General features: G+C 65.5%; 16 protein-coding genes and 1 pseudogene. 10 read left to right on the top strand and 7 right to left on the bottom strand.

Translation table 11 applies throughout. The features are described from left to right. Positions 1 to 52 precede the first annotated feature (52 nt). From HD883_RS07490 to HD883_RS07470, 5 genes are all read left to right on the top strand, one after another. Positions 53 to 427: a chorismate mutase gene (locus tag HD883_RS07490; protein WP_179586817.1), complete on the top strand. Its 375-nt coding sequence runs from the start codon at positions 53 to 55 to the stop codon at positions 425 to 427. Between the two features lie 95 nt (positions 428 to 522). Beyond that, positions 523 to 1,470, top strand: a complete 948-nt coding sequence (locus HD883_RS07485) for a Bug family tripartite tricarboxylate transporter substrate binding protein (protein WP_257022438.1) — start codon at positions 523 to 525, stop codon at positions 1,468 to 1,470. A gap of 79 nt (positions 1,471 to 1,549) precedes the next feature. Next, positions 1,550 to 3,502: a fibronectin type III domain-containing protein gene (locus tag HD883_RS07480; protein ID WP_179586820.1), complete on the top strand. Its 1,953-nt coding sequence runs from the start codon at positions 1,550 to 1,552 to the stop codon at positions 3,500 to 3,502. A 133-nt stretch (positions 3,503 to 3,635) separates the two neighbouring features. After that, positions 3,636 to 4,886: an MFS transporter gene (locus HD883_RS07475; protein WP_179586822.1), complete on the top strand. Its 1,251-nt coding sequence runs from the start codon at positions 3,636 to 3,638 to the stop codon at positions 4,884 to 4,886. 33 nt (positions 4,887 to 4,919) lie between these two features. Next, the gene (locus HD883_RS07470; protein ID WP_179586824.1) at positions 4,920 to 5,528 is read left to right on the top strand and encodes a flavodoxin family protein; all 609 of its coding nucleotides are present in this window, start codon (positions 4,920 to 4,922) and stop codon (positions 5,526 to 5,528) included. A 67-nt stretch (positions 5,529 to 5,595) separates the two neighbouring features. Here the strand turns inward: HD883_RS07470 and HD883_RS07465 are convergent, their stop codons facing one another. The 4 genes from HD883_RS07465 to HD883_RS07450 form a co-directional block, all read right to left on the bottom strand. Then, complete coding sequence (locus HD883_RS07465; protein WP_179586826.1) at positions 5,596 to 7,671, bottom strand: AsmA family protein; 2,076 nt, start codon at positions 7,669 to 7,671, stop codon at positions 5,596 to 5,598. Between the two features lie 118 nt (positions 7,672 to 7,789). Continuing rightward, positions 7,790 to 8,146: a hypothetical protein gene (locus HD883_RS07460; RefSeq protein WP_179586828.1), complete on the bottom strand. Its 357-nt coding sequence runs from the start codon at positions 8,144 to 8,146 to the stop codon at positions 7,790 to 7,792. 19 nt (positions 8,147 to 8,165) lie between these two features. Further along, complete coding sequence (locus HD883_RS07455; RefSeq protein WP_179586830.1) at positions 8,166 to 9,140, bottom strand: hypothetical protein; 975 nt, start codon at positions 9,138 to 9,140, stop codon at positions 8,166 to 8,168. 42 nt (positions 9,141 to 9,182) lie between these two features. Beyond that, entirely contained in the window at positions 9,183 to 10,358 is a 1,176-nt protein-coding gene (locus tag HD883_RS07450; RefSeq protein WP_179586832.1) for an FAD-dependent oxidoreductase, read from the bottom strand. Between the two features lie 323 nt (positions 10,359 to 10,681). On the opposite strand from HD883_RS07450, the gene HD883_RS07445 reads away from it, so the two are divergent. Together HD883_RS07445 and HD883_RS07440 are read left to right on the top strand one after the other, a co-directional pair. Further along, positions 10,682 to 11,782: an AraC family transcriptional regulator gene (locus tag HD883_RS07445; RefSeq protein WP_257022029.1), complete on the top strand. Its 1,101-nt coding sequence runs from the start codon at positions 10,682 to 10,684 to the stop codon at positions 11,780 to 11,782. Between the two features lie 19 nt (positions 11,783 to 11,801). Then, positions 11,802 to 13,304: an O-antigen ligase family protein gene (locus tag HD883_RS07440; protein WP_179586834.1), complete on the top strand. Its 1,503-nt coding sequence runs from the start codon at positions 11,802 to 11,804 to the stop codon at positions 13,302 to 13,304. A gap of 171 nt (positions 13,305 to 13,475) precedes the next feature. Here the strand turns inward: HD883_RS07440 and HD883_RS07435 are convergent. After that, a pseudogene (locus HD883_RS07435) lies at positions 13,476 to 15,083 on the bottom strand (TolC family protein); the annotation flags it as partial. A 166-nt stretch (positions 15,084 to 15,249) separates the two neighbouring features. On the opposite strand from HD883_RS07435, the gene HD883_RS07430 reads away from it, so the two are divergent. The 3 genes from HD883_RS07430 to HD883_RS07420 all read left to right on the top strand — a co-directional run bounded on the left by HD883_RS07430 (position 15,250) and on the right by HD883_RS07420 (position 20,171). Continuing rightward, positions 15,250 to 15,867: a TetR/AcrR family transcriptional regulator gene (locus HD883_RS07430; protein WP_179586838.1), complete on the top strand. Its 618-nt coding sequence runs from the start codon at positions 15,250 to 15,252 to the stop codon at positions 15,865 to 15,867. A gap of 147 nt (positions 15,868 to 16,014) precedes the next feature. Continuing rightward, a complete protein-coding gene (locus tag HD883_RS07425) occupies positions 16,015 to 17,109 on the top strand; it encodes an efflux RND transporter periplasmic adaptor subunit (protein ID WP_179586840.1) in 1,095 nt (364 codons plus the stop codon). Continuing rightward, a complete protein-coding gene (locus HD883_RS07420) occupies positions 17,106 to 20,171 on the top strand; it encodes an efflux RND transporter permease subunit (RefSeq protein WP_179586842.1) in 3,066 nt (1,021 codons plus the stop codon). Before HD883_RS07425 ends, HD883_RS07420 begins: the two co-directional genes overlap by 4 nt. A gap of 65 nt (positions 20,172 to 20,236) precedes the next feature. On the opposite strand, the gene HD883_RS07415 is transcribed toward HD883_RS07420, so the two are convergent. Together HD883_RS07415 and HD883_RS07410 are read right to left on the bottom strand one after the other, a co-directional pair. Next, positions 20,237 to 20,836 (bottom strand): MarR family winged helix-turn-helix transcriptional regulator, encoded by a 600-nt coding sequence (locus HD883_RS07415; RefSeq protein WP_257022028.1) that lies wholly within the window; start codon positions 20,834 to 20,836, stop codon positions 20,237 to 20,239. 22 nt (positions 20,837 to 20,858) lie between these two features. Beyond that, entirely contained in the window at positions 20,859 to 23,948 is a 3,090-nt protein-coding gene (locus tag HD883_RS07410) for a beta strand repeat-containing protein (protein ID WP_179586843.1), read from the bottom strand. Positions 23,949 to 23,997: the final 49 nt, after the last annotated feature.

Raw genomic sequence — 23,997 nt, 5'->3', positions numbered from 1 at the left:
TACCTCGCTAACCAAGAGGAATGCACAGACATTCCCTGCCCATGGAGACACCATGCAAGAACCTTCGACCCAGTCCGGGCCGGTCCGCGCCTATGCGGATCCGGCCTATCAACCTTTGTGCAAGACGCTGGCGGATGTCCGGCAGAACATCGACGCCCTCGACGACCAGATCGTTGCGCTGATCGCGCAGCGCGCCATGTACGTGAAGGATGCCGCGCGCTTCAAGCGCGACGCCTTCCAGGTGTCGGCCCCGGCGCGCCAGGAAGAGGTGTTCGCCAAGGCGCGCGCGCTGGCGCAGCGTCACGATCGCGGCTTTGCGCATCTGGACGAAGTGGTCGACGCTACCTACCGCGCGATGGTTGCCGCATTCATTGCGAACGAGCAGCGCTATTTCGAGAAAATGGTCCAGGTCGGAGACGCAGCATGAGCCGGCGTCCGATCGTTGCATCTGTCCACCACCTGGCCAGCGCCCGGGAGCCGGCTGCCCGGCGCCGTACCGTGCTGACGCTTGGCGCGTCCTTGATGGCGATGGCTTTGAGCGGGGCCGCGCTGCCCGTCCTGGCGGCCGATGCCTTTCCGTCGCAGCCCTTGAAGCTGGTGGTGCCCTTCGGTCCGGGATCGAGTCCCGATCAGGTAGCGCGCATCGTTGGCGAGAAGGCAGGCGCGCTGCTCGGCCAGACCATCGTCGTGGAAAACAAACCCGGCGCCAGCGGCAACATCGGCACCAATGCCATCGCCACGGCCAAGCCCGACGGCTATACCTTTGGTGTGTCGATCACCGGCCCGCTCGTCAACAACACGTTGCTGTTTGACAAGCTGCCCTATGACCCGGTCAAGGACCTGTCGCCACTGACGCTGGCCGTGCATCAACCCAATGTGCTGGTGGTGCGCAGCGATTCCGGCATCGCCAACATCGCGCAGTTGCTGGAGATGCTGAAGAAGCAGCCGGGCAAGTCAAACTTCCCGTCGACGGGGGCGGGCACCGTGTCGCATTTGTCGGTCGAACTGATGCTGCAGCAGATCGGCAGCAGCGCCACCCACGTTCCGTATCCCTCGTCGCCCGCGGCGTTGACGTCGCTGGTCGCCGGGGACACGCAGTTCGGCGCACTGCCGCCCGTTGCCGTCATGCCGATGGTGAAGGAAGGGCGCCTGAAGGCCCTGGCGGTCACGTCATCGCGCCGGTCGGCCTTGCTGCCCGACATTCCGACCCTGGCGGAAGTGGGCGTGCCCGGGATCGAAGGGTCTGCCTGGATAGGTTTTGTCGTCGGCTCCAAAGTGCCCGCGGCGATCCAGAAGACCTTGTCGGACGCGCTTATCGCTGCCCTGCAAGACCCCACCGTGCGCAGCCGCCTGCAGGCCGTGTACATGGACCCGGTCGGAGAATCGCCCGCGGCATTCCGCAGCTACATGGACGATGAACTCAAACGCTGGGGCCCCTTGATCAAGAAATTGAACCTCAAATCCGAATAGCGTTCGGCAATGTGTAAGCTGTCATTTTGCTGAAAGCCAAGGTCAATAAAGTGCGTCATCACTCACGAAAGGATGACGCATGGACCGCAGGACGTTTGGAAAGAAAGTCAGTGTGATCGCCGCCGCGCTCGCCGGATCGGGGGCGCTGGCTGCGTGCGGGGGTGGCGACGATGATGCCGTTGGCACCAACCCGACCACGCCGCCCACCACGCCACTGGCTCCGTTGCCCACCACGCGTTTCAGCAGCGACCGCCTTGTGCTGTCCGAACCCATGCTGCAGTTGCCCACGGCCGATACGGTACGTGTCGTGTGGTTCACCGAATTCGAAGGCAAGGACCACCAGGTCCGCTACGGCGCGTCGCTGGACCGCGCCGTTCCTGCCACCTCGCGCAAGATGTCCCGCATGTATGAGGACAAGACGTCCAAGGTCACCGGCCGCACGTACACCGGCGTGACCGAGCGCGACATCTGGCGCCATGAAGCCACCGTGACAGGCCTGACCGCAGGCGTGCGGGTGCCCTATGTCGCGGTCAGCAGCGATGGCACGAAAGCCATGCGCAGCGACGACAACACCCTGCAGGCGCTGCCGGCCGTGGGCCAGACCACACGCCTGTTGCTGACGTCCGACCTGCAACTGAAGAAGATGGCCGCGGCCAATTACGAGCGCGTGGCCGAGACGCTGGCCCCGATCGACGGCGTGCTGTTTGCCGGCGATCTGGTCAACGTGCCTAACCGCGCGTCGGAATGGTTCGACAACAACGTACCCGATGCGCCGCCATTCTTTGCCGCGATGCAAGGCACGATGACCAAGTGGCAGCCGACATCCACGTACACCGGCGGCGCGCTGCTGCAGAACGCGTGGATCATGCCTATCCTGGGCAATCACGAGTATTCGGGCCGGTGGCGTCCCCAGACCAACGACCTGGGCACCATGTTCAATGACCCGCAGCCGCTCTGGTATGCCGAGATGCGCTATGCGCAGCAGGCCGCGACGATCAACCCGACCAACGACCCCAAGGTCCGTGCGACCTGGATCGCCGACAATTCCTTCGAGACGATTTCGTACGAAGAGATGTTCACGCTGCCCGAAGGGCCGGATGGCAAGCGTTACTACTCGCAGCGTCTGGGCGACGTGCATGTGATCGCCATGGATGGCAACCGCATCTGGCGCGGCTGGGGCGCCAACAGCAAGGGCAAGCTGAGCGAAACGCTTGCGGATGTCAACAATCCCGACGCCTGGGGCTTTGGCGACTTCCAGTTCTGGCCGTTCGGCAAAGGCTCGCGCCAATACACGTGGCTGCAGGGCGTGCTCGATAGCGCCGAGTTCAAGTCGGCCAAATACAAGATCGTGATGGTGCACCAGTCGGTATTCGGTTTGGGCGACAACGCGATCCCGACCATGGCCCAGACCAAGGTCAGCTTCGACTACGAAGACACCAACGGCCAGCGCCGCATCCTGGGCCCGCTTGCCTTGCCGATCAGCGCCGCCACCTGGGCCTCGGACATCCAGCCCATCATCGCGGCCAAGCGCATGCGCTACGTCAAATACGATTATCCGCTGGCCGAAGACGTCTGGAAGACGGACATCGAACCGCTGCTGGTCGCAGCCGGTGTGCAACTGGTCCACGTCGGCCACTCGCACCTGTGGTGCCGTTCGAAAGTTGGCAATCTCAACTATATCGAGACGTCCAACGTCGGCAACACGTATGGCGCCTATGTAGCGGGCCTGGCGCCCAAGCGCACGGCCATCCCGGCCTTGTCGGCCACGCAGCCGCATACGACGCTGACCTGGAACCAGGCGGACTATCCCCTGGACGGCGATCCCCACGGCCGCCCCATCGTCGCGCCCAACCTGCGCAACGTCATGGCCGAACTGGCCGGCACCGGCAACGTCCCGTTCCTGTCGAGCAACGACATCACGGCCTACAGCGTGTTCGATTCCAAGGCCGGCACCATCAGCAGCTACGCCTTCGACACCCGCTACCCCGCCCGCGCCCCCATCAAGTTCGACGAGTTCCCCTTGATCGGTTGATCAGGAAGCGCCGCCCGACCCAAGACGCCGCAACCAAGGGCACAGCGGATCTGGCTTTGCCAGTCCGCCAGTGCCGCCCCTGGGGGGGGGGCGCGAAGCGCCCAGGGGGGCTGAACATTGGCATAATCTCGTTATGCCTCCCTCAGATAACAATAGCGCCGGGCTCACCCGGCGCCAGTCCATCTTCATCTTTGCCTGCTTCGCGATCGCCTATTTCTGTTCCTACGGCTTGCGATCAGTCAATGCCGTGCTGGCGCCCTACATCACGCAGGATCTGAAGCTCAACACGTCCCAACTGGGCTGGCTCTCGTCAGCCTTTTTCGTGTCGCTGGCCGTCATGCAGGCGCCGCTTGGCGTATGGCTGGACCGGTACGGCGCGCGGCGGGTCGAATCCAGCCTGCTGCTGGTGGCCGCCATCGGATCCTTCGTGCTGGTCACCGCGGATGGCTTTGCGCTGACCTCGCTGGGGCGTGCGTTGATCGGATGTGGCGTGGCCGCCAGCCTGATGGCGCCGTTCTCGTATTTCCGCCGGTGCTATCCGGCGGACCGCCAGCCGCAACTGGCCTTGTGGATATTGGTGGCCGGCACAGGCGGGGCCGTGTTCTTTACGACGCCGGCCGCCGCGCTGGCAGCGGCCTGGGGCTGGCGCAGCGTGCACCTGGCGTCCGGCATCTCGCTCGCCGTGATTGCGGCGCTGCTGTGGCGTTTCGTGCCCGATGCCGACGTGCAGCGGCTGCCGGCGGGCCAGGCCCCCGAAGACGTATCGCTGCGCCGCCTGTTGCGGCATCCCGTGATCCTGCGCGCCATGCCGCTGGCGGCGGTCGGGCAGGGCAGCATCATCGCCTTGCAGACGCTGTGGGCCGGCCCCTGGATGACGGACGTGCTTGGCATGAGCGCCAGCGACAGCGCGACCGCATTGCTCTGGTCCATGGTCGCAATGATGACCGGCTACGTCGGAATGAGCGTGCTCAGTCCACCGCTGCAGCGCCGCTTCGGGCTGACGCCGATCGCCCTGGTCGGCTATGTGATCTGCATCTCGGCCATCTTCCTGATCGCGCTGTTGCCCCTGCGCGGCGCCTGGGTGCTCTGGCTGGTGGTGGGCGTGGGCGTTGCCCCGATCATGCTCATGCAGCCCGCGCTGGCCATGCAATTCCCCAAGGAGGCCGCAGGCCGCCTGGTGACGCTCTACAACATGTTCGTGTTCGTGGGCGCCTTCATTGCGCAGTGGTCGGTCGGACTGGTGGTCGATCTGCTGCGCGAAACGGGCCTGTCGCGCCCGCACGCCTTCATGCTGACGCTGGGCGGCGTCGCGATCCTGCAAACGGCGGCCTTTGTGTGGTTCCTGTACCAGGAGCGCATGGCGCGGCGGAACGCCGCTTGCTGAGCTTGACGGCATTGCCACTCACAGGGGAATGTCATGTCGCTCACTACACTGGCCATCAACTGCACGCTCAAACCATCACCGAATGATTCGTCGTGCGGGCTGCTGTTGTCGCGCACCATGGAATTGTTCAACCAGGCCGGCGCGCCTGGAGAAATCATCCGGGCCGTCGACTACACGATCAAACCCGGCGTCACGGCCGACGAGGGCGAAGACGATGACTGGCCCGCGCTGCGGGACAAGGTCCTTGAAGCCGACATCCTGTTATTGGGCACGCCGATCTGGCTGGGGCATCCGTCCAGCGAATGCCAGCGCGTGCTTGAACGCCTGGATGCCATGCTGAGCGACAAGGATGAAGGTGGCCGCATGCTGACCTTCGGCCGTGTGGCCGCCGTGGCGGTGGTGGGCAACGAAGACGGTGCGCACCATGTCGCGGCCGAACTCTTTCAGGCCTTGAATGATGTGGGCTACACGATCCCGGCATCAGCGACCGCGTACTGGGTGGGCGAAGCGATGCAGGCCGTCGATTTCAAGGATCTTCCGAAGACACCGGATAAAACGCAGGGCGCCATGGAAGTGCTGGTCAACAACTGCGTCCACTTGGCCAAGCTGCTCAAGCAGGGGCAATACCCGGAAGTGAAATAGAAAACGGCCCGCAAACATCGCGGGCCGGACGTGCATTTAACGGCCCGCCAACGCGCGGGCCGTGTGCTTACCGGCCTTTGGGCGCCGGCGCTTGCGGAGCACCTTGCATCTGACGCAGCATCGCGCTGCACTTGCTGTCGTCTTCACCCGCGCTGGGGGCGATCAGGGCCAGCAGGCCGGCAGCCGGTGCGGCAATCACGCCAAGTGCGACCATCCCGGCGGCGCGAGCGGCCAGCGGACCTACGTGAACGCCGGGCTTCGGATCCTTGAAGGTCCCGCGCACATACAAGGGCGAACGCAGCGAGAAGATCCGGAAGCCCTTGCTCTTGGGCGTAATGTCCAGGTCCATGGCTTCGGTCTTGAAGTTGGTCTCACCCGTCACGTTGATGATGGCGTTCTCGGTGTCGAAGACAAACATGTTGGGCGTGGCCAGACCGTTCTTGATCGCAATGTCGGACGCCGCGCAATTGATGTTGACTTCGTCGTCGCCAAACAGCTTGCTGACCACATAGTTGCCTACGTTCAAGCCCGCGATTTCCATCAGGCTCTGGCTGATGACCCCATCGTTGATCAGCAGTTTGACTTCACCGTTGGACGTTCCGAGCAGCGTTGCGACCGAGTTGCCGGTACCGGTAATCGCCGCATCGCCATTCATTTCGCCCAGGCTCTTTTCCATCGTCTTGGCATCGGCAAACAGCTGCTTGAGCTGCAGTTTGCGGGCGCCGATCTTGACGCGTCCTTGCATGGGTGTCTTCGAACCGTCCAATGCAATGGTCGATCGCATGGTGCCGCCGGCCATGCCGAAGTTCAGCGGGTCCAGCGTCAGCTTGCCCGCATCCAGCACGGCATGCACATCCAGATCCGAAATCGGCAACTTGGCGCTATGCACGATGCGTTTGGCGGCCAAGGTCACGTCGGCGTCCATGTCGGCCCAGCGTTCCGTGCGGAATTCCTGCACCGGCAAGGCCTTGTTGGCGGGTTGTTTGGTGGCGCTGTCATCAGGCTTCTTGGCGCCGCCCGATTGCACGCCGACCAGCGGACCAAGGTCTTCCAGACGAAGCAGGTTCGACGTAAGACGACCTGCCAGCTTGGGGCGGGGCGTGATCTTGTCGAACGAGATCTCGCCGTGGATATCGCTCTCGCCGACCTTGCCGTTGAAGCCGCGGTATTCAAAGTGACCGCCTTCGGGTCGGCTGATTTCGGCAACCAGGCGACCGTCGGTCGAATACGGCGGGGTGTCAGGCAAGGCCACGCCAATCAGCGGAAACAGGTCCGCCATGCTGGCGCCGGAAAGCTTCAGCTTGACGTCGAGCTTGCCCAGATGCATGGGGTCGGTAAAGGTGCCGACCACCGACCCACGGGTGTCGCCGACCTTGACGTTCGCCTGCAGGGGGAAGGGCACGTCGGATTCGCGCAAGGCCAGCATGCCGCCGATCTTGCCGTCACCGCTCAGCGACTGCGCGTTGTATTTGCCCTTGACCGCCCAACCGAAGACGTAGTCGCGCAGGTCCGCCTTGCTGATGGCGCGCGCGTCATTGGCGGCGGCTTCGCCGGCCAGTTCGGCAAACGGAATCGGCTTGCCCAGCGGATCGATGGCGACTTCCAGATCGGCCTTGAGCGTTTCGTCTACGAAAGCCACGCGGCCGGTATCGAAGGCGATTTCGTTCAGGTCGATGACCCATGACGAGGGCTTGTCGTCCTCGTCTTCCTTCATCTTGAAATCCCAATTGGCGCGGCCGTCGGCCAGCCGTTGAAGGTCGGCCGATGGCTTGGTCAACTGGACGTGACGGATGACGACGCGGTGCGCCAGCAAGGGCAGGGGGGACAGGCTGAATTCACCCCGCTGCAGGCTGGCGAATTGAGGCGCCTTGCCCCAATCCGTATTGGCGACGGTGATGTCGTTGGCGGTGACGTGCGGCCACGGAATCCATCCGCGCCATCCGGTCGTATCGGCATCCCGGGCCCAGCGCACGCTCAAGTCGCCATTGATGGCGAACTGACGGCCGATGGCGTCGGACACTTTTTCATTGATGGTCGGCTTGAGCCGATTCCAGTCGAAGGTGGCGATCACGATCACGAGGATCACGATCAGCAGGACCAACGTGCCAACGACTCCCGCGGCAATTTTCTTGTTTCGCGTCATTCGTCAGGGTTCCTTAGAGCGCTACGTGCGGTGAGGCAGTCAAGTCGGCGCCGGTGCCGGCGCCGTGAGTCTGTCACATCAGCAAGTCGCGTGCCCAACAGTGGGGCACGCCGGCCAATTACGACTTGGCCTTGACTGCGTCAGCCAGCGCCTTGCCGTATTGCACGGCGTCTTCATACAGCTTCTGATAGTGATCGGCCTGCTCGTCGGTCATCTCGACATCGGGGTCGGTCAGAAAGGGGAACAGGAAGCGTGCGGCTTCGCCATAGGTGTCGGTCGATGCCATCCACTTTTCATAGATGTCGGGGTGCGTATCCTGCAGGCCGGCCACGATATCTTCGTGCCGTGACCGCAGGGACGCAGGCTGATTCAGTGTCTTGAGCAGCCGGCGGGCTTCGGCCGTGAACAGCGCCTGAAGCTCTTCTTCGGTTTCGGTGTGATCATCGCCGTCTTGCGGGTTGGGGGTCGTCGTCATGAAAGGCTCACTATAGAAATCAGATCTTGTCGGCATTCTCGTCGTCGCCATGCAGCAGCATGTCGTCGAGTTGCTGGACCAGCAGGAACTTGTCGATCAGGTTCAGGAACGGGCTCGATACATGGCGATGCCGGACCGCCTCGGCGACCTGCATCGCGTTCTGCCCCGCGTGGTTGTCGAGCGCAAAATCCGCGCCCAGTTTGATGAGTGTCGTCACCAAGGCGGCGTAGCCCGACGACGAGCCATCCAGGAATCGGCTGGACTGGGTCAGGCCGGCAACGAGGTGCGACATGGTAAACGAAAGGCGGGTGACCAGCCCGCCCTGCAGGGTTTCGGCATGGCCATAGGCGTTCACGCCCTGGCCCAGGTCGTCATCGGACAGCAGCGAAATGGATTCGGCTACCTGATGCAGATGGGCCGCCTGCAGGGTCGGACGGGCCATCTCGGCCAGCAGCCAGTTGGCCGGGTTGAAGGTCTCGAGCAGGCGCGCCGGCAATCGCTGCGCCGCTGCCACCGCGGCATCGGGATCGCGGCGCAGGGCGTCCAGGAAAGCCTGAGTGTCGGGCGCCTGGGGGTCTTCCGGAAGATCGAACGGTGCGGGGATGCGCAAGATGCGGAAGTCGACGGGGTCCTCGGCATGGCGCAGCGAGGTCAGGAAATCGTCTTCAGCTCCATCCGCATACGTGAACAGCGGAAAGGCCGTTTGCAGCCGCGCCGCATCGTAGGGGCTGTCGCTGTGGACGCCCGGGGCTGCATCGGCCAGTCCGGCCAGCACCGCGCCCAGGCGGTAGCGGGGCGGCGGCTCGGCGGCGTGGACCGTGTGCGTTTCGGCGGGCAAACGCCAGGCATCGAGCCGGTCGGCTGGCACGCCCTTGAGCGTGCTCAACGGATCCGGGGCAAGCCCGGCGTGATGAAGCGCGGCGACGTGGGCGGCCGACAGCGGCGTGTCGGCGGGCATGGCCGCCAGTCGCGGGAGCAGGTCATTCTGTAGCATGGAGCAGGCCTCCGTCATGGCAGGCGTCCATCATGGCACAACTCAAAACGGTCCCAGCATCTGGGCGTAGAAACGATCGACGTCCGCCTGGGCGCCCGCCTTCATGCGCGCATTGCGCACCAGGCAACTGGCATCGTTTTCCAGTCCGCCGGCTTCGCCGACCTTGCGCGACACGTCCTGCACGAACGCGCAGCGGGGATAGCGGCGTTCGCCAAAGGCCTGCAGGGTGTCCGTCAATGGCGCGTGGGCGCTCCGGTTCCGGAACATCTCGGCCAGGATCACGGCGTCTTCCAGCGCCATCGCGCCGCCTTGTCCCATGAAGGGGGTCGATGCATGCGCCGCGTCGCCAATCAGTTGCACCCGTCCACGATGCCAGGGCAGGGGCAGGCGCACTTCTTCGACCGACGTGTAGAGCGTTTCCGTGGCGGGAGACAGCTCTTCCAGGTAGCGCCGCGCCGGTCCCTGGAACTCGTCGAACTTGGCGCGCATCTGCGCATGCCAGGTGTCAGGGGCATACCAGGGCCGGCCAGGTTCGTTGCTGGTGGCATAGACATACAGGGTGTCGTGCGAGATCGGCATGACGCCGAACCGTTTGCCGACCCCCATCATCAACAGCTTGCTGACGACGTCGGCCGGCCGCCGGTGGATGCTGCGCCAGACGCCAAACCCGGTGTAGGTCGGTTCGATGGCGCCCAGAAGCAGGGCGCGGACGCGCGACCGGATGCCATCGGCACCGACGACCAGGTCACAATTGATGGTCGCGCCGTCGCTGGTATGCACCTTGACGTGCTCTGCCGCGGTGTCGTCGATCGCTTCGACGGTCGTGCCCAGCCGCACTTCCACCCCCAAGGCCTGCATGCGGGTCGCCAGTACCCGATGCATCTCGGCGCGCTTGATGCCGATGACCGGCGGAATGCGGCCGCCCTCTGCGGCGGGGTAGAACACGTCGACAATCGGGTCGCCGTGGTGATCGAGATAGAGGTTCTCGCCATCTTCCACGACGAAGCCTGCGGCCAGGATCTCGGGCAGCACGCCGATCGGGTCAAGCGCGACCAGGCCGTTGCTGTAGATGAAGATGCCCGAGCTTTGGAAAGCCCATTCGGATTGTTTTTCGATCACGGTGACCCGGTGCCCGTCCGCGGCCAGGGCAATGGCGAGCGCGGATCCGGCAATGCCGCCGCCGACAATGGTTGTATGAAGCGTGGGTGAGGCGGTCATGGCGGGTCGTCAGGTGGGAAGAAGGAAGCCGCTATTGTTCTCGACGGTTCGCGGTCCGGCAACCGCTTGCCGGGCCAAACACCCCACGTTTCGTCCCGGCACCTGCCGTGGAGGGTTGCGGAGGGGTCTGGTTGGCGGATGCAATGGTTGTGGAGTGCAATGGTTGCCGGATGCAATGGTTGCCGGAATCAATGGTTGCCGGAATCAATGGTTGCGATCCGCACCGTTGCGGCTTACAACCGTTGCGGTCGACAACGTTGCGGTCGACAACGATGCAGTCGACAACGACATTGACATAGGGGAGAGGGGTCGCGGTGGATGGTTTGAGCGACGTATTGGCCGATTGCCGGGCGGACCGGGCCGTGACGGCGCGGTTCGGCCTGCGCGGTCCGTTCGCGCTGGCGTCCTTGGGCGTCGAGGGTGCCTTGATCCGCATGTCGACCGGCGGCGGATACTGGATCCAGGTGGCAGACGACGCGCCACGCTGGATCGGTCCGGGCGACCTGGTGTTGCTGCCATTGGGCACCGCGCATTCGGTGTCGTCCGACCCGGCGTTGCCCTTGCAACCCATTGCGTCCTTGATTGCACGGCACGCGGTAGGAGAACACGGCGATGCGCCGCTGGTGTTTGACACCGGCGAAGGCGATACGCGCATCGAATTGTTCTCGGCCCACCTGTGGCTGTCCGCCTATGGCCGCGACACCGTCATGCGTTTGTTGCCGCCGATCATTCACGTCGCTGACGCCGCGTCGCCCAGTGTCGGGCCGCTGGCGGCCATGATGCAGGCGCTGGTCGATGAAACCCTGGCGCAGCAACCCGGTTGGAAATTGTCGGCGGCGCGGATGGCCGACCTGCTGCTGGTGCATGTGCTGCGGGCCCATCTTGCCCAGTCCGGCATGCAGCACGCCGGCTGGCTGCGCGGGCTGACCGACCCGTCGATTGCCCGTGTCCTGATGGCGATCCACCGCGCGCCTGACCGCTCGTGGACGCTGGATGCGCTGGCGCGCGAGGCCGGCATGTCGCGCACCCGGTTTGCCGCGCGGTTTCGGGAACGGGTCGACGTGTCGCCGATCCAGTACCTGGCCACGCATCGCCTGACGCTGGCGGCTGACCGCCTGGCGCAAGGTGGACAACGCGTGTCCGAGGTGGCTCGTCAACTTGGGTTCACGTCGGACAAGGTCTTTGCGCGGGCATTTACGCGGTGGGCCGGCGTGACGCCGGGGGCGTATGGCAACGGGCAGCGCAAGGCCTTGGCCAGTGCTGCGGCTGGCACCGCAGCGGCTGGCGTCGCGGCGGCTGGCACTGCAGCGGCTGGCATCGCAGCGGCTGGCAGTGCTGCGGTTGGCACCGCGGCGGCTGACACTGCAACGCCGACCGCTGCCCTATCAGCCGCTGCAACCCCTGCCGCTAAGATATCGTCCTGACCGGAATCTTGCCCCCTTCATGATGTTGACTTCCCTTGCGTCGCGATACCTGCTGACGTCGCTGACTTGCCTGGCGCTCGCCGTCGGTCCCTTCCTCCACATTCCGTGGACGATCGACGCGTCGTATCACAACAACCAGCGCCTGATGCAGGTCCTTGTCCTGGTGATTGCTGCCGTGACGGTGCTTGTGCGTCAGCGCCGCCACGGCGCAGCCATGATCTGGCCCGGCAAGGCCGGCGCGGCGTCGCTGGGCGTGTGGCTGTTGCTGGGTGTCGTATCGGGCATGCAGGCGCTGTCGCCAAGGCATGCCTTCTACGAGTGGGGATCGATGACCTTGCTGGTCATGCTGGCGCTGGCGATCGCCGCGGAATGGTCGACGGATGCCGATGCCGGTCAGGTTGCGGCGCGCATGCGGCGCATGGCGTTGTGGTGTGGCTACGGCTGCGTCGCCTACATTTTTCTGGCGATGGCGTACTACCTGATTGCCGTCGTCGGCCATGTGCAGCCATCCCAACTGATGCTGTCGCCCGGCTATGACAACCACCGTTTCCTCAATCACGTGCAGACCATCAGCCTGCCATTCCTGGCATGGCTGGCGCTGCCCGCGGCCGGGGTGGCGGATGGCCGGGCGCATCGCGCCATGTGGTGGCGGATGACGGCGGTGTGGTGGATGCTGCTGTTCGTGACGGGCGGCCGCGGCACGGTGTTCGGGATAGGCGTGGCCATCGTGGTCGTGCTGGGGGGATATGGCCGGCAAGCCTGGCCTTGGGTGCGCGTGCTGGTCACCAGCGCGGCCGCCGGGCTCGTTGCCTATCTGCTGCTCTACGTCGCGCTGCCGCTCGCCATCGGTCTCAAGCCGTTCGGCGTGTTGCAGGGGGTGGCCGAACGCAGCCTGGTGGATCCGGCGTCCGGTCGGCTGGACCTGTGGCGGTTGGCGGGGGCGATGATCCAGTCGCATCCCTGGCTGGGTGAAGGCCCGCTGCATTTTGCGCATCGGGCCATGGCATTGCAGGCCAATGCGCATCCGCATGATTGGCTGCTGCAGATCGCTGCCGAATGGGGCGTTCCCGCCGTCATTGCACTGACCGCCGCGCTGGTTTGCGGCGTCGTGGCGATGTGGCGACGCGGGCGCGCCGTGGCCGATGACGACTTGGCTGGCCAGGCGCTGCGGACCGTGCTGACCGGCGGTGTGGCCGCGACGATCGCCGATGCCTTTGTGTCCGGCTCGATCGTGATGCCCATGAGCCAGTTATGGATCGTGGTGCTGGTGGCGTGTGCGGTGGCGTGGACCCAACAGGGAAGGACGGCGTCCAGCGCCGCGCCGAACCCTGCGGCTGCGAGGCCGCCGCGGCGCAACGTATGGGTCAGCATGTTCATGGCGCTGGTCCTGGCCTTTGCCGTCGCGTCCGTGCTGCGCGGCATGCTGCCCGAGGCGCTGGACCTGACCGCCCAGGAACGCGACTTCACGCCGCCTGCTTATCCCTTCTTTGCGCCGCGGCTGTGGCGCAATGGGTATTTCTGATCGGCATATGGGCGCACGGCTGCTGCCATGCGACTAACGAGTCACGACCGTGTTGGCAGCGGTCGCAGGTTCAGCAGCCAAACCGGTTGTAGCCAAACCGGTTGTAGCCAAATCGGTCGCAGCCAAACCGGTTGTAGCCAAACCGGTTGCAGCCACCGGAGTTGCAGCCACCGCGGTTGCAGCCACATCCCCCGCTGGCGACCACCCGCCGCCCAGGGCCTTGAAGGCGGCGACGGCGGCGCGGGCGGACTCGGTCTGTGCGTCGGCACGGGCCATCGACGCGCGCAACAATGCGTCGTCGGCCTGCAGCACTTCGATCAGGCTGACAATGCCGCCCTGATACGCCTGCCATGACGTATCCCGCGCCCGGCTCAGTGCATCGACGCTGCGGGTCAACAAGGCAGCCTGCGTCTCCCGGTTCATCAGCGACGTCATCGCGTTTTCGACATCTTCGGTCGCTCGCAGCACGGCCAGCCGGTAGGCGGCCAGCCTTTCGGCTTCCTCCCCCTTGGCCTGCTGGATCTGCGCATCGATGCGCCCCACGTCGAACAGCCGCCACCGCAAGCCGACCACCCCGGCGGCCTGGTTCGCGCCGCTGCTGAACAGGTTGCCGCTGGCAATGGATGTCGCGCTACCTATCAGCCCACTGAGCGATATTTTCGGGTAGTACTCGGCCACCGCTGCGCCGATGCGCGCATTGGACGCGGCCAGCCTGCGCTCGGCCATCAGAATGTCGGGACGGCGGCGGAGCAGGTCGCCCGGCGTGCCCGTGACGCCCAGGCTTGGCGCAGCGGGAATCGCGCCGGCTGCGCTGACCGGTCTGGCCGCGCCCACCGATCCGGCCGCGCCGATTGCCCCAACCGAGCCAACCGAGCCAACCGAGCCAACCGAGCCAACCGAGCCAACCGAGCCAACCGAGCCAACCGTGCCTAAAGCCCGGACCTCGCCAATCCCGCCAGCCGCCAACTCCGCCCGATGCGTCCCGATCGGCGCGGCCAGCATCACGTCCAGCGCGTTCATCGTCGCCTCCAGCGCCGCGTTCAGCACCGGTATCGATGCCTCCACCTGCGCCAGCTGACCTTCGACCTGCCGCACCTGCAGTTCGGCCGCGAGTCCCTTGTCGAACAACTGGTTGATGGTATCCAGCAACGATCGCTGCGACGCGACCTGCCGGCCGGCAATGGCCAGGCTGGCCTGCAGGCCGCGGACGCGCAGGTACAGGTCGGCCGTCTGCGCCGCCACCGCCAGTCGCGTGGCCACGCCGCCCGCTTCGGACGCCTGGTAATCGGCCAGCGCCGCATCCCGTCCATGCCGCAGACCACCGAACAGATCCAGCTCCCAGCTGGCGTTGGCATTCAGCTCGTAGCTGCTGCCATGACGGTCGAAGCCGGGATTGGCGTTCAGGACGCGCCCCAGCGGCGTCTCCACCGACTGGTACACGCGGGCCGCTTGCCCGCCGATCGCTCCGGAAGGGAGCAAGGCCGCATTGGCGGCGCCCAGTCCGGCCCGCGCCTGGACGATGCGTGCCGCTGCCTGGGCAAGGTCCAGGTTGTTGGCCAGGGCGGTCTCGACCCATCGGCTCAGCAGGGGATCGTTGAAGCCGTTCCACCAGGTGGCAAGGTCGATGCGGTCGTCGACGGCGCGGCGTTCGATGGCGGCCTGGCCCAGATACGCCCGAGGCATCGTGGCCGGCGGCGGAACGTAGGTCGGACCGACGGAGCAGGCGGTGCCGGCAAGCGCCGCGGACACCAGCAGGACGAGGCGGGGAAGGGAGGGCATAAGGTTCCAGGCACAACAAGGACAAGGTGGCAGCGGGGCTCGATCGTGAGTTGGAACACCCATCAACCTTTGGCCGATGATCAACAACCCACGACGATGCGTTAGTGACTATAGTACAAAACGGTCACTCATTGTTTGAATTTGCACGGGGCGTTAAGCTTGCGTCATGACGACCTCCAGCACCCCCGTTGTTTCCGCCCGCGGACCCGCCGACCATACGATCCGCGACCAGATCGTGGTCGCGGCCACCGAACACTTCAGCCGCTACGGCTACGAGAAGACGACGGTGTCCGACCTTGCCAAGGCCATCGGTTTTTCCAAGGCCTATATCTACAAGTTCTTTGAGTCCAAGCAGGCGATCGGCGAGATGATCTGCTCGAACTGTCTGCAGGAAATCGAGCGCGAGGTGCGCGCCGCGATCGACGGGGCGGACCATCCGCCCGAGAAGCTGCGCCGCATGTTCAAGGCCATCGTGGAGTCCAGTCTGCGGTTGTTCTTCAGGGATCGAAAGCTTTACGACATCGCCGCATCGGCCGCCACGGAACGGTGGCTGTCGGCGCGTACCTATGAAAGCCACGTCAAGGACATGATCCGCGACATCGTGCAGCAGGGCCGACAAACGGGCGACTTCGAACGCAAGACGCCGCTCGATGAAGCGGTCACGGCGATCCATCTGGTGGTGCGCCCCTATACCGATCCGTTGCTGCTGCAGCACAGTTTCGATTCCGCGCAGGAAGCGCCGGCGCAACTGTCCAGCCTGGTGTTGCGCAGCCTCTCGCCCTGAGAAATGCCCTGAGAAATCGGCGGCCTTCCCACTCCCTTTGTTGTCCGGCATCCCATCACGCGGAAGATTTTTCCTCGTTGTGACCATTGACAGGTTTGGTCACAAGAACCACACTGAGCGTCCTTCTGATTTGCGATTGGGACACTCATGTCGTGGCGCCGCCTGCTTTTGTCTGCCCGTTTCTGGGCCTTGCCCCTGGTACTGACTGCGTGCGGTCAGGAAGCGCCAGCCGATTCCCGCACCGCGGCGCCGCTGGTTCGCACCGTCGCGGTCCAGCCGGCGCCTGACACCTCGCGCGCCTTCACGGGCACCGTCGCCGCCCGGGTGCAAAGCGACCTGGGATTCCGGGTCGGCGGCAAGATCATCGAAAGGGCCGTCGACACCGGTCAGGCGGTTCGGCGCGGGCAAGTGTTGATGCGGCTCGATCCGGTCGACCTGAAGCTGGCGGCCGATGCGCAGCGCGAAGCGGTCAGCGCCTTGCGGGCACGTGCAGACCAGACGGCGCAGGAAGAACGCCGCTATCGGGATCTGCGCGGAACGGGCGCGGTTTCGGCGTCGGCCTACGACCAGGCCAAGGCGGCCGCGGATGCCGCGCGCGCGCAACTCAGCGCCGCGCAAGCGCAGGCGGACGTCACCCGCAATGCCACGCGCTACGCCGACCTGGTCGCCGATGCCGACGGTGTCGTGATGGAAACCCTGGCCGAGCCAGGGCAGGTGGTCGTTGCTGGCCAGATCACCTTGCGGATCGCGCGCAGCGGCAGCCGGGAAGCCGTCGTGCAGTTACCTGAAACCTTGCGGCCTGCCGTGGGTTCGGCGGCGCAGGCCGCACTGGTAGGCGATGCAGGCGCACCGTCCGCCGCCACGCTGCGGCAGCTGTCGGGCACTGCCGATCGGCTGACACGCACCTTCGAGGCCCGCTACGTGCTGCAGGGCGCGCTGGCGCAGGCGCCGCTCGGCAGCACCGTGACCGTGCGGATCCCCGCACTTCGCGGCAACGCCAAAGACGCATTGCAGGTACCGATCGGCGCGCTGTTCGATCCGGGCACCGGACCGGGCGTGTGGCGCATACAGGGCGAGCCCGCAGCAGTTGCGTGGTTGCCGGTCACGCTGCAACACGTCGACGCCGACACGGCATTCATTGCCGCGCCGCTTGCGCCAGGCGATCGCATCGTTGCACTCGGCGCCCATCTGCTGCACGACGGTGATCGCGTGCGGGTGGCAGCCGATGGGGCACGGCCATGAGCGAGAGCCGCTTCAATCTGTCAGCGCTGGCGGTACGCGAACGGGCCGTCACGCTATTTTTGATCGCGCTCATTTCTTTGGCGGGCATCGTGTCGTTCGTGAAGCTTGGGCGTGCCGAAGACCCTGCGTTCACGGTCAAGGTCATGACCATCGTGACGGCGTGGCCGGGGGCGACCGCCAAGGAAATGCAGGAGCAGGTGGCCGACAAGGTCGAAAAGCGGCTCCAGGAATTGCGCTGGTACGACCGCACGGAAACCTATACCCAACCCGGCCTTGCGTTCACCACCCTCACGTTGCTCGACAGCACGCCCCCATCCGACGTGCAAGAAGAGTTCTACCAGGCAAGAAAAAAGATCGATGACGAAGTCATCCAGTTGCCCGCGGGCGTGATCGGACCGATGGTCAACGACGAATACGCCGATGTGACCTTCGGCATCCTGGCGTTGAAGGCCCGGGGCGAGCCGCAACGCCTGCTGGTGCGCGAAGCAGAACGGCTGCGGCAGCGCCTGCTGCACGTGCCCGGCGTCAAGAAAGTCAACATCATTGGCGAGCGGGCGGAGCGCATCTTTGTCGAATTCTCGCACGACCGGCTCGCAACACTGGGCGTCAGTCCGCAAAGCGTATTTGCCGCGCTCAACGGGCAGAACGCGCTGACGCCCGCGGGGTCGGTGGACACGCAGGGTCCGCGCGTCATGATCCGGCTCGACGGCGCCTTCGACAGCCTGGACACCATTCGAGAAACCCCGGTGCCGGCGCAGGGTCGCGTGTTCAAGCTGGCCGACATTGCCACCGTCACGCGGGGCTATGAAGACCCGGCGACATTCCTTGTGCGCAATGGCGGTGAACCCGCGCTGCTGCTGGGCGTGGTGATGCGCGAAGGCTGGAACGGCCTGGATCTGGGCAAGGCGCTCGATCAGGAAGTCGGCGCCATCAATGCATCGATGCCGCTCGGCATGACCTTGACCAAGGTGACTGACCAGGCCGACAACATCAGCGCGTCGGTCGACGAGTTCATGATCAAGTTTTTTGTGGCCCTGCTGGTCGTGATGCTGGTGTGCTTTGTCAGCATGGGCTGGCGCGTCGGTATCGTGGTCGCGGCGGCCGTGCCGCTGACGCTGGCCGCCGTGTTCATCGTGATGGCGGCCACCGGCAAGAACTTTGATCGCATCACGTTGGGATCGTTGATCCTTGCGCTGGGCCTGCTGGTCGACGACGCCATCATTGCCATCGAACTGATGGTGGTCAAGATGGAAGAGGGCTACAGCCGCGTCGCGGCATCGGCCTATGCGTGGAGCCATACGGCGGCGCCCATGTTGTCGGGCACCCTGGTGACCGCGGTCGGCTTCATGCCCAATGGCTTTGCTCGGTCCAGTGCCGGGGAGTACACCGGCAATATGTTCTGGATCGTGGGCATCGCCCTGATCGCCTCGTGGTTCGTGGCCGTGGTCTTCACGCCGTATCTCGGCGTGAAGTTGCTGCCCGAGGTGAAGCAGGTGGAAGGCGGCCATGCGGCGCTGTACGACACACCGCGCTATCGCCGCTTCCGTAACGTGCTTGGCCGGGTGATCGCCCGCAAGTGGATCGTGGCCGGTGCGGTCATCGGGCTGTTCGTCCTGGCCGTTGCGGGCATGGGCGTCGTCAAGAAGCAATTCTTTCCCATATCCGATCGGCCCGAGGTCCTGGTCGAAGTGCAGATGCCGTATGGCACGGCGATCGCATCGACCAGCGCCGCTGCGGCCAAGGTCGAAGCGTGGCTGGCCCGCCAGGACGAGGCCAGGATCGTGACGGCGTATGTGGGCCAGGGCGCGCCCCGTTTCTATCTGGCCATGTCGCCCGAACTGCCCGATCCGTCCTTTGCAAAGATCGTGGTGCGCACCGACAGCCAGGAGGCGCGCGAGGCGCTCAAGCATCGGCTGCGCGATGCCATCTCTGAAGGCCTGGTGCCCGAAGCGCAGGTGCGTGTCACGCAACTGGTGTTCGGCCCGTATTCGCCGTACCCGATTGCCTACCGCGTGAGTGGTCCGGATCCGGAGCGGCTGCGCGAGATCACGGCACGGGTGCAGGACCTGATGCGCAGCAATCCCATGATGCGCACCGTCAATATCGACTGGGGGCCGCGCACGCCGTCGCTGCGATTCACGTTGCAGCAGGATCGCCTGCAGGCGGCGGGCCTGACCTCTGCCGACGCGGCGCAGCAACTGCAATTCCTGTTGTCGGGCATTCCGGTGACCGCCGTGCGCGAAGACATACGCACGGTGCAAGTGGTGGCCCGATCGGCGGGGACGGCCAGGCTGGACCCGGCGCGGGTCGGTGACTTCACGTTGACCGGCGTGCATGGGGAACGCATTCCCCTGTCGCAGGTGGGACAGGTCGAGGTGGCCGCCGAAGAGCCGATGATGCGATCGCGGGACAGGATTCCCACGATGACAGTGCGCGGCGACATTGCGGAAAACCTGCAACCGCCTGATGTTTCGGCGGCGATCACGGCGCAGCTCGAGCCGCTGCGCGCGACGTTGCCCGCGGGCTATCGCATCGATGAAGGCGGGTCGATCGAAGAATCGAACAAGTCGATGAGCGCCATGCTGCCGCTGTTCCCGATCATGCTGGCCATCACGCTGATCATCATCATCTTCCAGGTGCGGTCAATGTCCGCGATGGTGATGGTGTTGCTGACGAGTCCGCTGGGCCTGATCGGCGTGGTGCCGACCCTGCTGCTGTTCCAGCAGCCGTTCGGCATCAACGCGCTGGTCGGGTTGATCGCGCTGTCAGGCATCCTGATGCGCAACACGCTGATCCTGATCGGCCAGATCCACCAGAACGAATCGCAGGGCATGGCGCCCTTCGATGCCCTCGTCGAGGCCACCGTGCAGCGCGCGCGTCCGGTGATCCTGACGGCGCTGGCCGCCATCCTTGCGTTCATCCCGCTGACGCATTCGGTGTTCTGGGGCACCCTGGCCTACACCCTGATCGGCGGCACGCTGGCCGGCACGGTGCTGACGCTGGTGTTCCTGCCCGCCATGTATTCGATCTGGTATCGCATCCGTCCGGTTTCGCGGACGTAAAAAAAAGGGGCACGCCGTGCGTGCCCCTGCCCAAGACGCGGCCGTTGCCGGCCTCGCCATCACACTCAGTTGTGGTCCGCGTTCTTGCGCGGCGCGAATTCGCGCCGGATCTCCGCAAGGTTGGCGTTGCCACCGTCGTTCAGCATGCCCAGCGCTTCCGTCTTCAATGCATGCACGCATTGCGCCAGGAAACTGTGCACCGCCGACAACTGTTCGTGCTCGTAGTGCGCACCGATGTGAGCGACTTCTTCGGTGACCGAACGCATGTGGTGTTCGATCTCCGCGCACTTGGCCGCGACCGGCCGGATGACGACGATGCGCCGATCGAGCGGGTGCTTGTCCCGCACGACGTAGCCCGCAACTTCCAGCCGGTCGATCACTGCAGTCGTGCCGCCAGAGCTGATGCCGGCCAGGCAGGCCAGCTGGCCTGTCGTGATCGGCTCGAACTCGATCACGAGTTCCAGCGCCTTGACGTCCGCCATGCTCAGATGAAGGCGTTCGGCCAGTGCGGTCTGGTAGAGCGAGGTATAGACCGTGAGACGCCGGCCCAGCATGGTCACGATGTCGCTGACCATGTTGTCGCTATCCCGCTCGTCGGACTGCATGGTGTGGGTACCGTGGCTCGCACTGCTCATGGCGCCCATCGCGTTCTCCAGTTGAAACATAGGGACTGCTCCTTGTATTGATTTACTTACGGCCGCCGAGCAGTCCGCCCAGCAGGTTCTGCACCGGTGCCAATGCGCCTGTCGTGCCGGTCGTGGTCCCCGCTTGGCCCACACCCGAGGTCAGACTGTTGACCGCGCCCGTAAGGTTGGTCAATACACCTCCTACAGGATTAGGTGCTGCCGGATTGGCCGTGCTCACCACCGCGCCGGTGCTGGCCACCGCCTGGCCGACACCCGTCACCACACCACCGACGGCAGTGCCGAGGACGGGTGTTGCACCGCCAACCTGCGTGCCGACCTGGGTCAGTGCGCCGCCGACTTGCGTGACGATGGCGTTGATCGGAGCGCCCAGGCCTGTCTGCGCACCCACGGTCTGCGTGGCTGCCGTCACGGGAGTGACGATGGGCGTGATGATCGGATCGAGCCTTGCGCCTGCCTGGCCGAGGCTGTCCTTGGCGCCGATGTTGACGAGATTGTCGACCGCGCTGCCGGTGTTGGTGAGCGCCGGTTTGGCGATCGGCAAGGGGTTGGACGATCCGGCATTACCGAGCAGACCACCGGTGACCGGCGCCAGCAGATTGCCAGTGCCACCCACCAATTGGTTGAGATTGCCGGTAATCGGCACTAGTGCGCCAGGGGCCGTATTTCCGGTGCCCGGCGTTGCAACCGCGCCACCCAGAATGTTGCCGACGACCGGCAAGTTGGTCAGCGCACCGTTGGTGTTTGCAACGACCGGGGCGACGATCGGGCCGACGACCGGCAGGTTGCCGACGACAGCGCCCAGACCTGTGTTCGGGGTAGTGGCCGCGCCACCCAGGATGTTGCCGACGACAGGCAGGTTGGTCAGCGCACCGTTGGTGTTTGCAACGACCGGAGCAACGATGGGGCCGACGACCGGGAGGTTGCCGACGACAGCGCCCAGACCTGTGTTCGGGGTGGTGGCCGCGCCACCCAGAATGTTGCCGACGACCGGCAAGTTGGTCAGCGCACCGTTGCCGCCGGAAACGACCGGGGCAACGATGGGACCGACGACCGGCAGGTTGCCGACGACTGCGCCCAGACCTGTGTTCGGGGTGGTGGCTGCGCCACCCAGGATGTTGCCGACGACAGGCAGGTTGGTCAGCGCACCGTTGCCGCCGGCAACGACCGGGGCAACGATGGGACCGACGACCGGCAGGTTGCCGACAATACCGCTCAGGCCCGCAGCTGGCGTCGTGCCACCCGTGCCTGGGGTGCTTGTGCCACCGAGGATGTTGCCGACGACCGGCAGGTTGCCGACAACGCCGCCAAGGTTGACGCCGACAGCTGCTCCGACGCCCACACCCACGCCCACGCCCACACCCGTTCCGGTGCCGGTCCCGGGTGCCGGGGCCGCGCCGCCCAGCAGATTGCCAACAACCGGCAGGTTGGTCAGCAGACCGTTGTCACCTGCAACGATTGGGGCAACGATCGGGCCGACCACCGGCAGGTTGCCGACGACCGCGCCGAGACCCGTCGTGGGTGTCGTGCCGCCGTTGCCGGGGACCTGGCCGGCGCCGCCGATGATGCCGCTCAGCAAGCCGCCTTCACCCGTCACGCCTAGCCCCGACGTCAATGCCTGCACGGTGCCGGTGGCGTTGTTCAACACGGTGCCCAGCGGATTGGTGGCGGTCGGAGAGGCGTTGACCAGTGCGCCAGCGCTGGCCACCGTGTTGCCCAGACCGGTGACGACGTTATTGAGTGCGGTGCCGCCCACTGGCAGGGACACGCCGGTGTTGGTGCCGACGTTCGCGATCGCGCCGCCCACCGAGGTCAGCAGACCGCTGACCGGCTGGCCGAGGCCCGTGGCTGCGCCAACGTTTTGCGTCAGCGTCGTGGCCGCGCCAGCGACCGGGCTGACCAGCGGATCCAGGCCCGTGCCGACCTTGCCCAGCGTGCTTGCCAGATTCAGGTTGGCGATGTTGTCGACGGCCTGACCCGTGGTGGCCAGGCTCGGGCCGAGCACCGGCGGGTTGACCGCGCCGCCATTCACGTTGCCGATCAGGGTGGTGATGGGAGAGAGCAGGCCGCCTTGGCCGCCCACGTTTTGCGTGAGGCTGCCCACGGCGCCCGTCAGGTTGGTCAGGACCGTGCCGACCGGATTCGCCGGGTTGCCCGTGCCATCGACCACGGCGCCAACGCTGCTGACCGTGTTGCCGAGGCCCGCGACCAGGCCGCTCACGCCGCTGGTCAGCGGCGAGTTGCTGGTGTTCAAGGCGGTGCCGACGTTGGTGACGGTGCTGCCCACGGTGCCCAGGATGCCATTCAACGGCGCGCCCAGGCCGGTGGTTGCACCGACGGTTTGCGTGCCGGTTGCCACGTTGCCGACAACAGGCGTGATGACGGGATCGAGCTGCGTGCCGGCACCGCCCAGGGTCGGCGCTGCGCCGACATTGATGACATTGTCAACGACCTGGCCAACACCGCCGAGGACGGGGCCAAGCACGCCAGTGAGCGGCGTGTTGGGCGTGCCAGGATTGGTCGGCGTGCCGGTGCCAGGCGTCGTGCCCGTGCCGGTACCTGGAGTCGTGCCCGTGCCGGTACCCGGTGTCGTGCCGGTCCCAGTACCCGGAGTCGTGCCAGTGCCGGTGCCAGTGCCAGGAGTTGTGCCCGTGCCGGTACCCGGTGTCGTGCCGGTACCAGTGCCCGGAGTCGTGCCGGTACCCGTGCCCGGAGTCGTGCCCGTGCCAGTGCCAGGAGTTGTGCCAGTGCCGGTACCCGGTGTCGTGCCAGTGCCAGTACCCGGTGTCGTGCCAGTGCCGGTACCCGGAGTCGTGCCGGTACCACTGCCCGGTGTCGTGCCAGTGCCGGTACCCGGTGTCGTGCCGGTGCCAGTGCCCGGTGTCGTGCCCGTGCCAGTGCCCGGCGTCGTGCCGGTGCCCGTGCCTGGAGTCGTGCCCGTACCCGTGCCTGGATTCGTCGGCGTACCGCCGCCGCTGCCGCCGCCCGCGCCCGGCGTGCCGCCATCCCCTGAGCCGCCGCCAACGAGACCACTGGTTCCGCCCGACGAGGAACACCCCGACAGCGAAGAAAGCGCCAGCAGCATGGCGGCGACCAATACGCGGCCGCCCGGTTTTGTGATCTGTGTGTTCATGATGTTCCTCTGTCTTTCTGATGCGGCGTGACTGCCTGATCCCCTCATT

The organism is Pigmentiphaga litoralis (assembly GCF_013408655.1).
Classification (GTDB): domain Bacteria; phylum Pseudomonadota; class Gammaproteobacteria; order Burkholderiales; family Burkholderiaceae_B; genus Pigmentiphaga; species Pigmentiphaga litoralis_A.
Note: the sequence above shows the minus strand (reverse complement) of the source record. Positions and strands in the feature narration are given on the sequence as shown.

Bases quoted from the DNA above. Each gene is read 5' to 3' on its own strand.
- HD883_RS07490 (WP_179586817.1), top strand. From the start codon at position 53: ATGCAAGAACCTTCGACCCAGTCCGGGCCGGTCCGCGCCTATGCGGAT.
- HD883_RS07485 (WP_257022438.1), top strand. From the start codon at position 523: ATGGCGATGGCTTTGAGCGGGGCCGCGCTGCCCGTCCTGGCGGCCGAT.
- HD883_RS07480 (WP_179586820.1), top strand. From the start codon at position 1,550: ATGGACCGCAGGACGTTTGGAAAGAAAGTCAGTGTGATCGCCGCCGCG.
- HD883_RS07475 (WP_179586822.1), top strand. From the start codon at position 3,636: ATGCCTCCCTCAGATAACAATAGCGCCGGGCTCACCCGGCGCCAGTCC.
- HD883_RS07470 (WP_179586824.1), top strand. From the start codon at position 4,920: ATGTCGCTCACTACACTGGCCATCAACTGCACGCTCAAACCATCACCG.
- HD883_RS07465 (WP_179586826.1), bottom strand. From the start codon at position 7,671: ATGACGCGAAACAAGAAAATTGCCGCGGGAGTCGTTGGCACGTTGGTC.
- HD883_RS07460 (WP_179586828.1), bottom strand. From the start codon at position 8,146: ATGACGACGACCCCCAACCCGCAAGACGGCGATGATCACACCGAAACC.
- HD883_RS07455 (WP_179586830.1), bottom strand. From the start codon at position 9,140: ATGCTACAGAATGACCTGCTCCCGCGACTGGCGGCCATGCCCGCCGAC.
- HD883_RS07450 (WP_179586832.1), bottom strand. From the start codon at position 10,358: ATGACCGCCTCACCCACGCTTCATACAACCATTGTCGGCGGCGGCATT.
- HD883_RS07440 (WP_179586834.1), top strand. From the start codon at position 11,802: ATGATGTTGACTTCCCTTGCGTCGCGATACCTGCTGACGTCGCTGACT.
- HD883_RS07430 (WP_179586838.1), top strand. From the start codon at position 15,250: ATGACGACCTCCAGCACCCCCGTTGTTTCCGCCCGCGGACCCGCCGAC.
- HD883_RS07425 (WP_179586840.1), top strand. From the start codon at position 16,015: ATGTCGTGGCGCCGCCTGCTTTTGTCTGCCCGTTTCTGGGCCTTGCCC.
- HD883_RS07420 (WP_179586842.1), top strand. From the start codon at position 17,106: ATGAGCGAGAGCCGCTTCAATCTGTCAGCGCTGGCGGTACGCGAACGG.
- HD883_RS07415 (WP_257022028.1), bottom strand. From the start codon at position 20,836: ATGTTTCAACTGGAGAACGCGATGGGCGCCATGAGCAGTGCGAGCCAC.
- HD883_RS07410 (WP_179586843.1), bottom strand. From the start codon at position 23,948: ATGAACACACAGATCACAAAACCGGGCGGCCGCGTATTGGTCGCCGCC.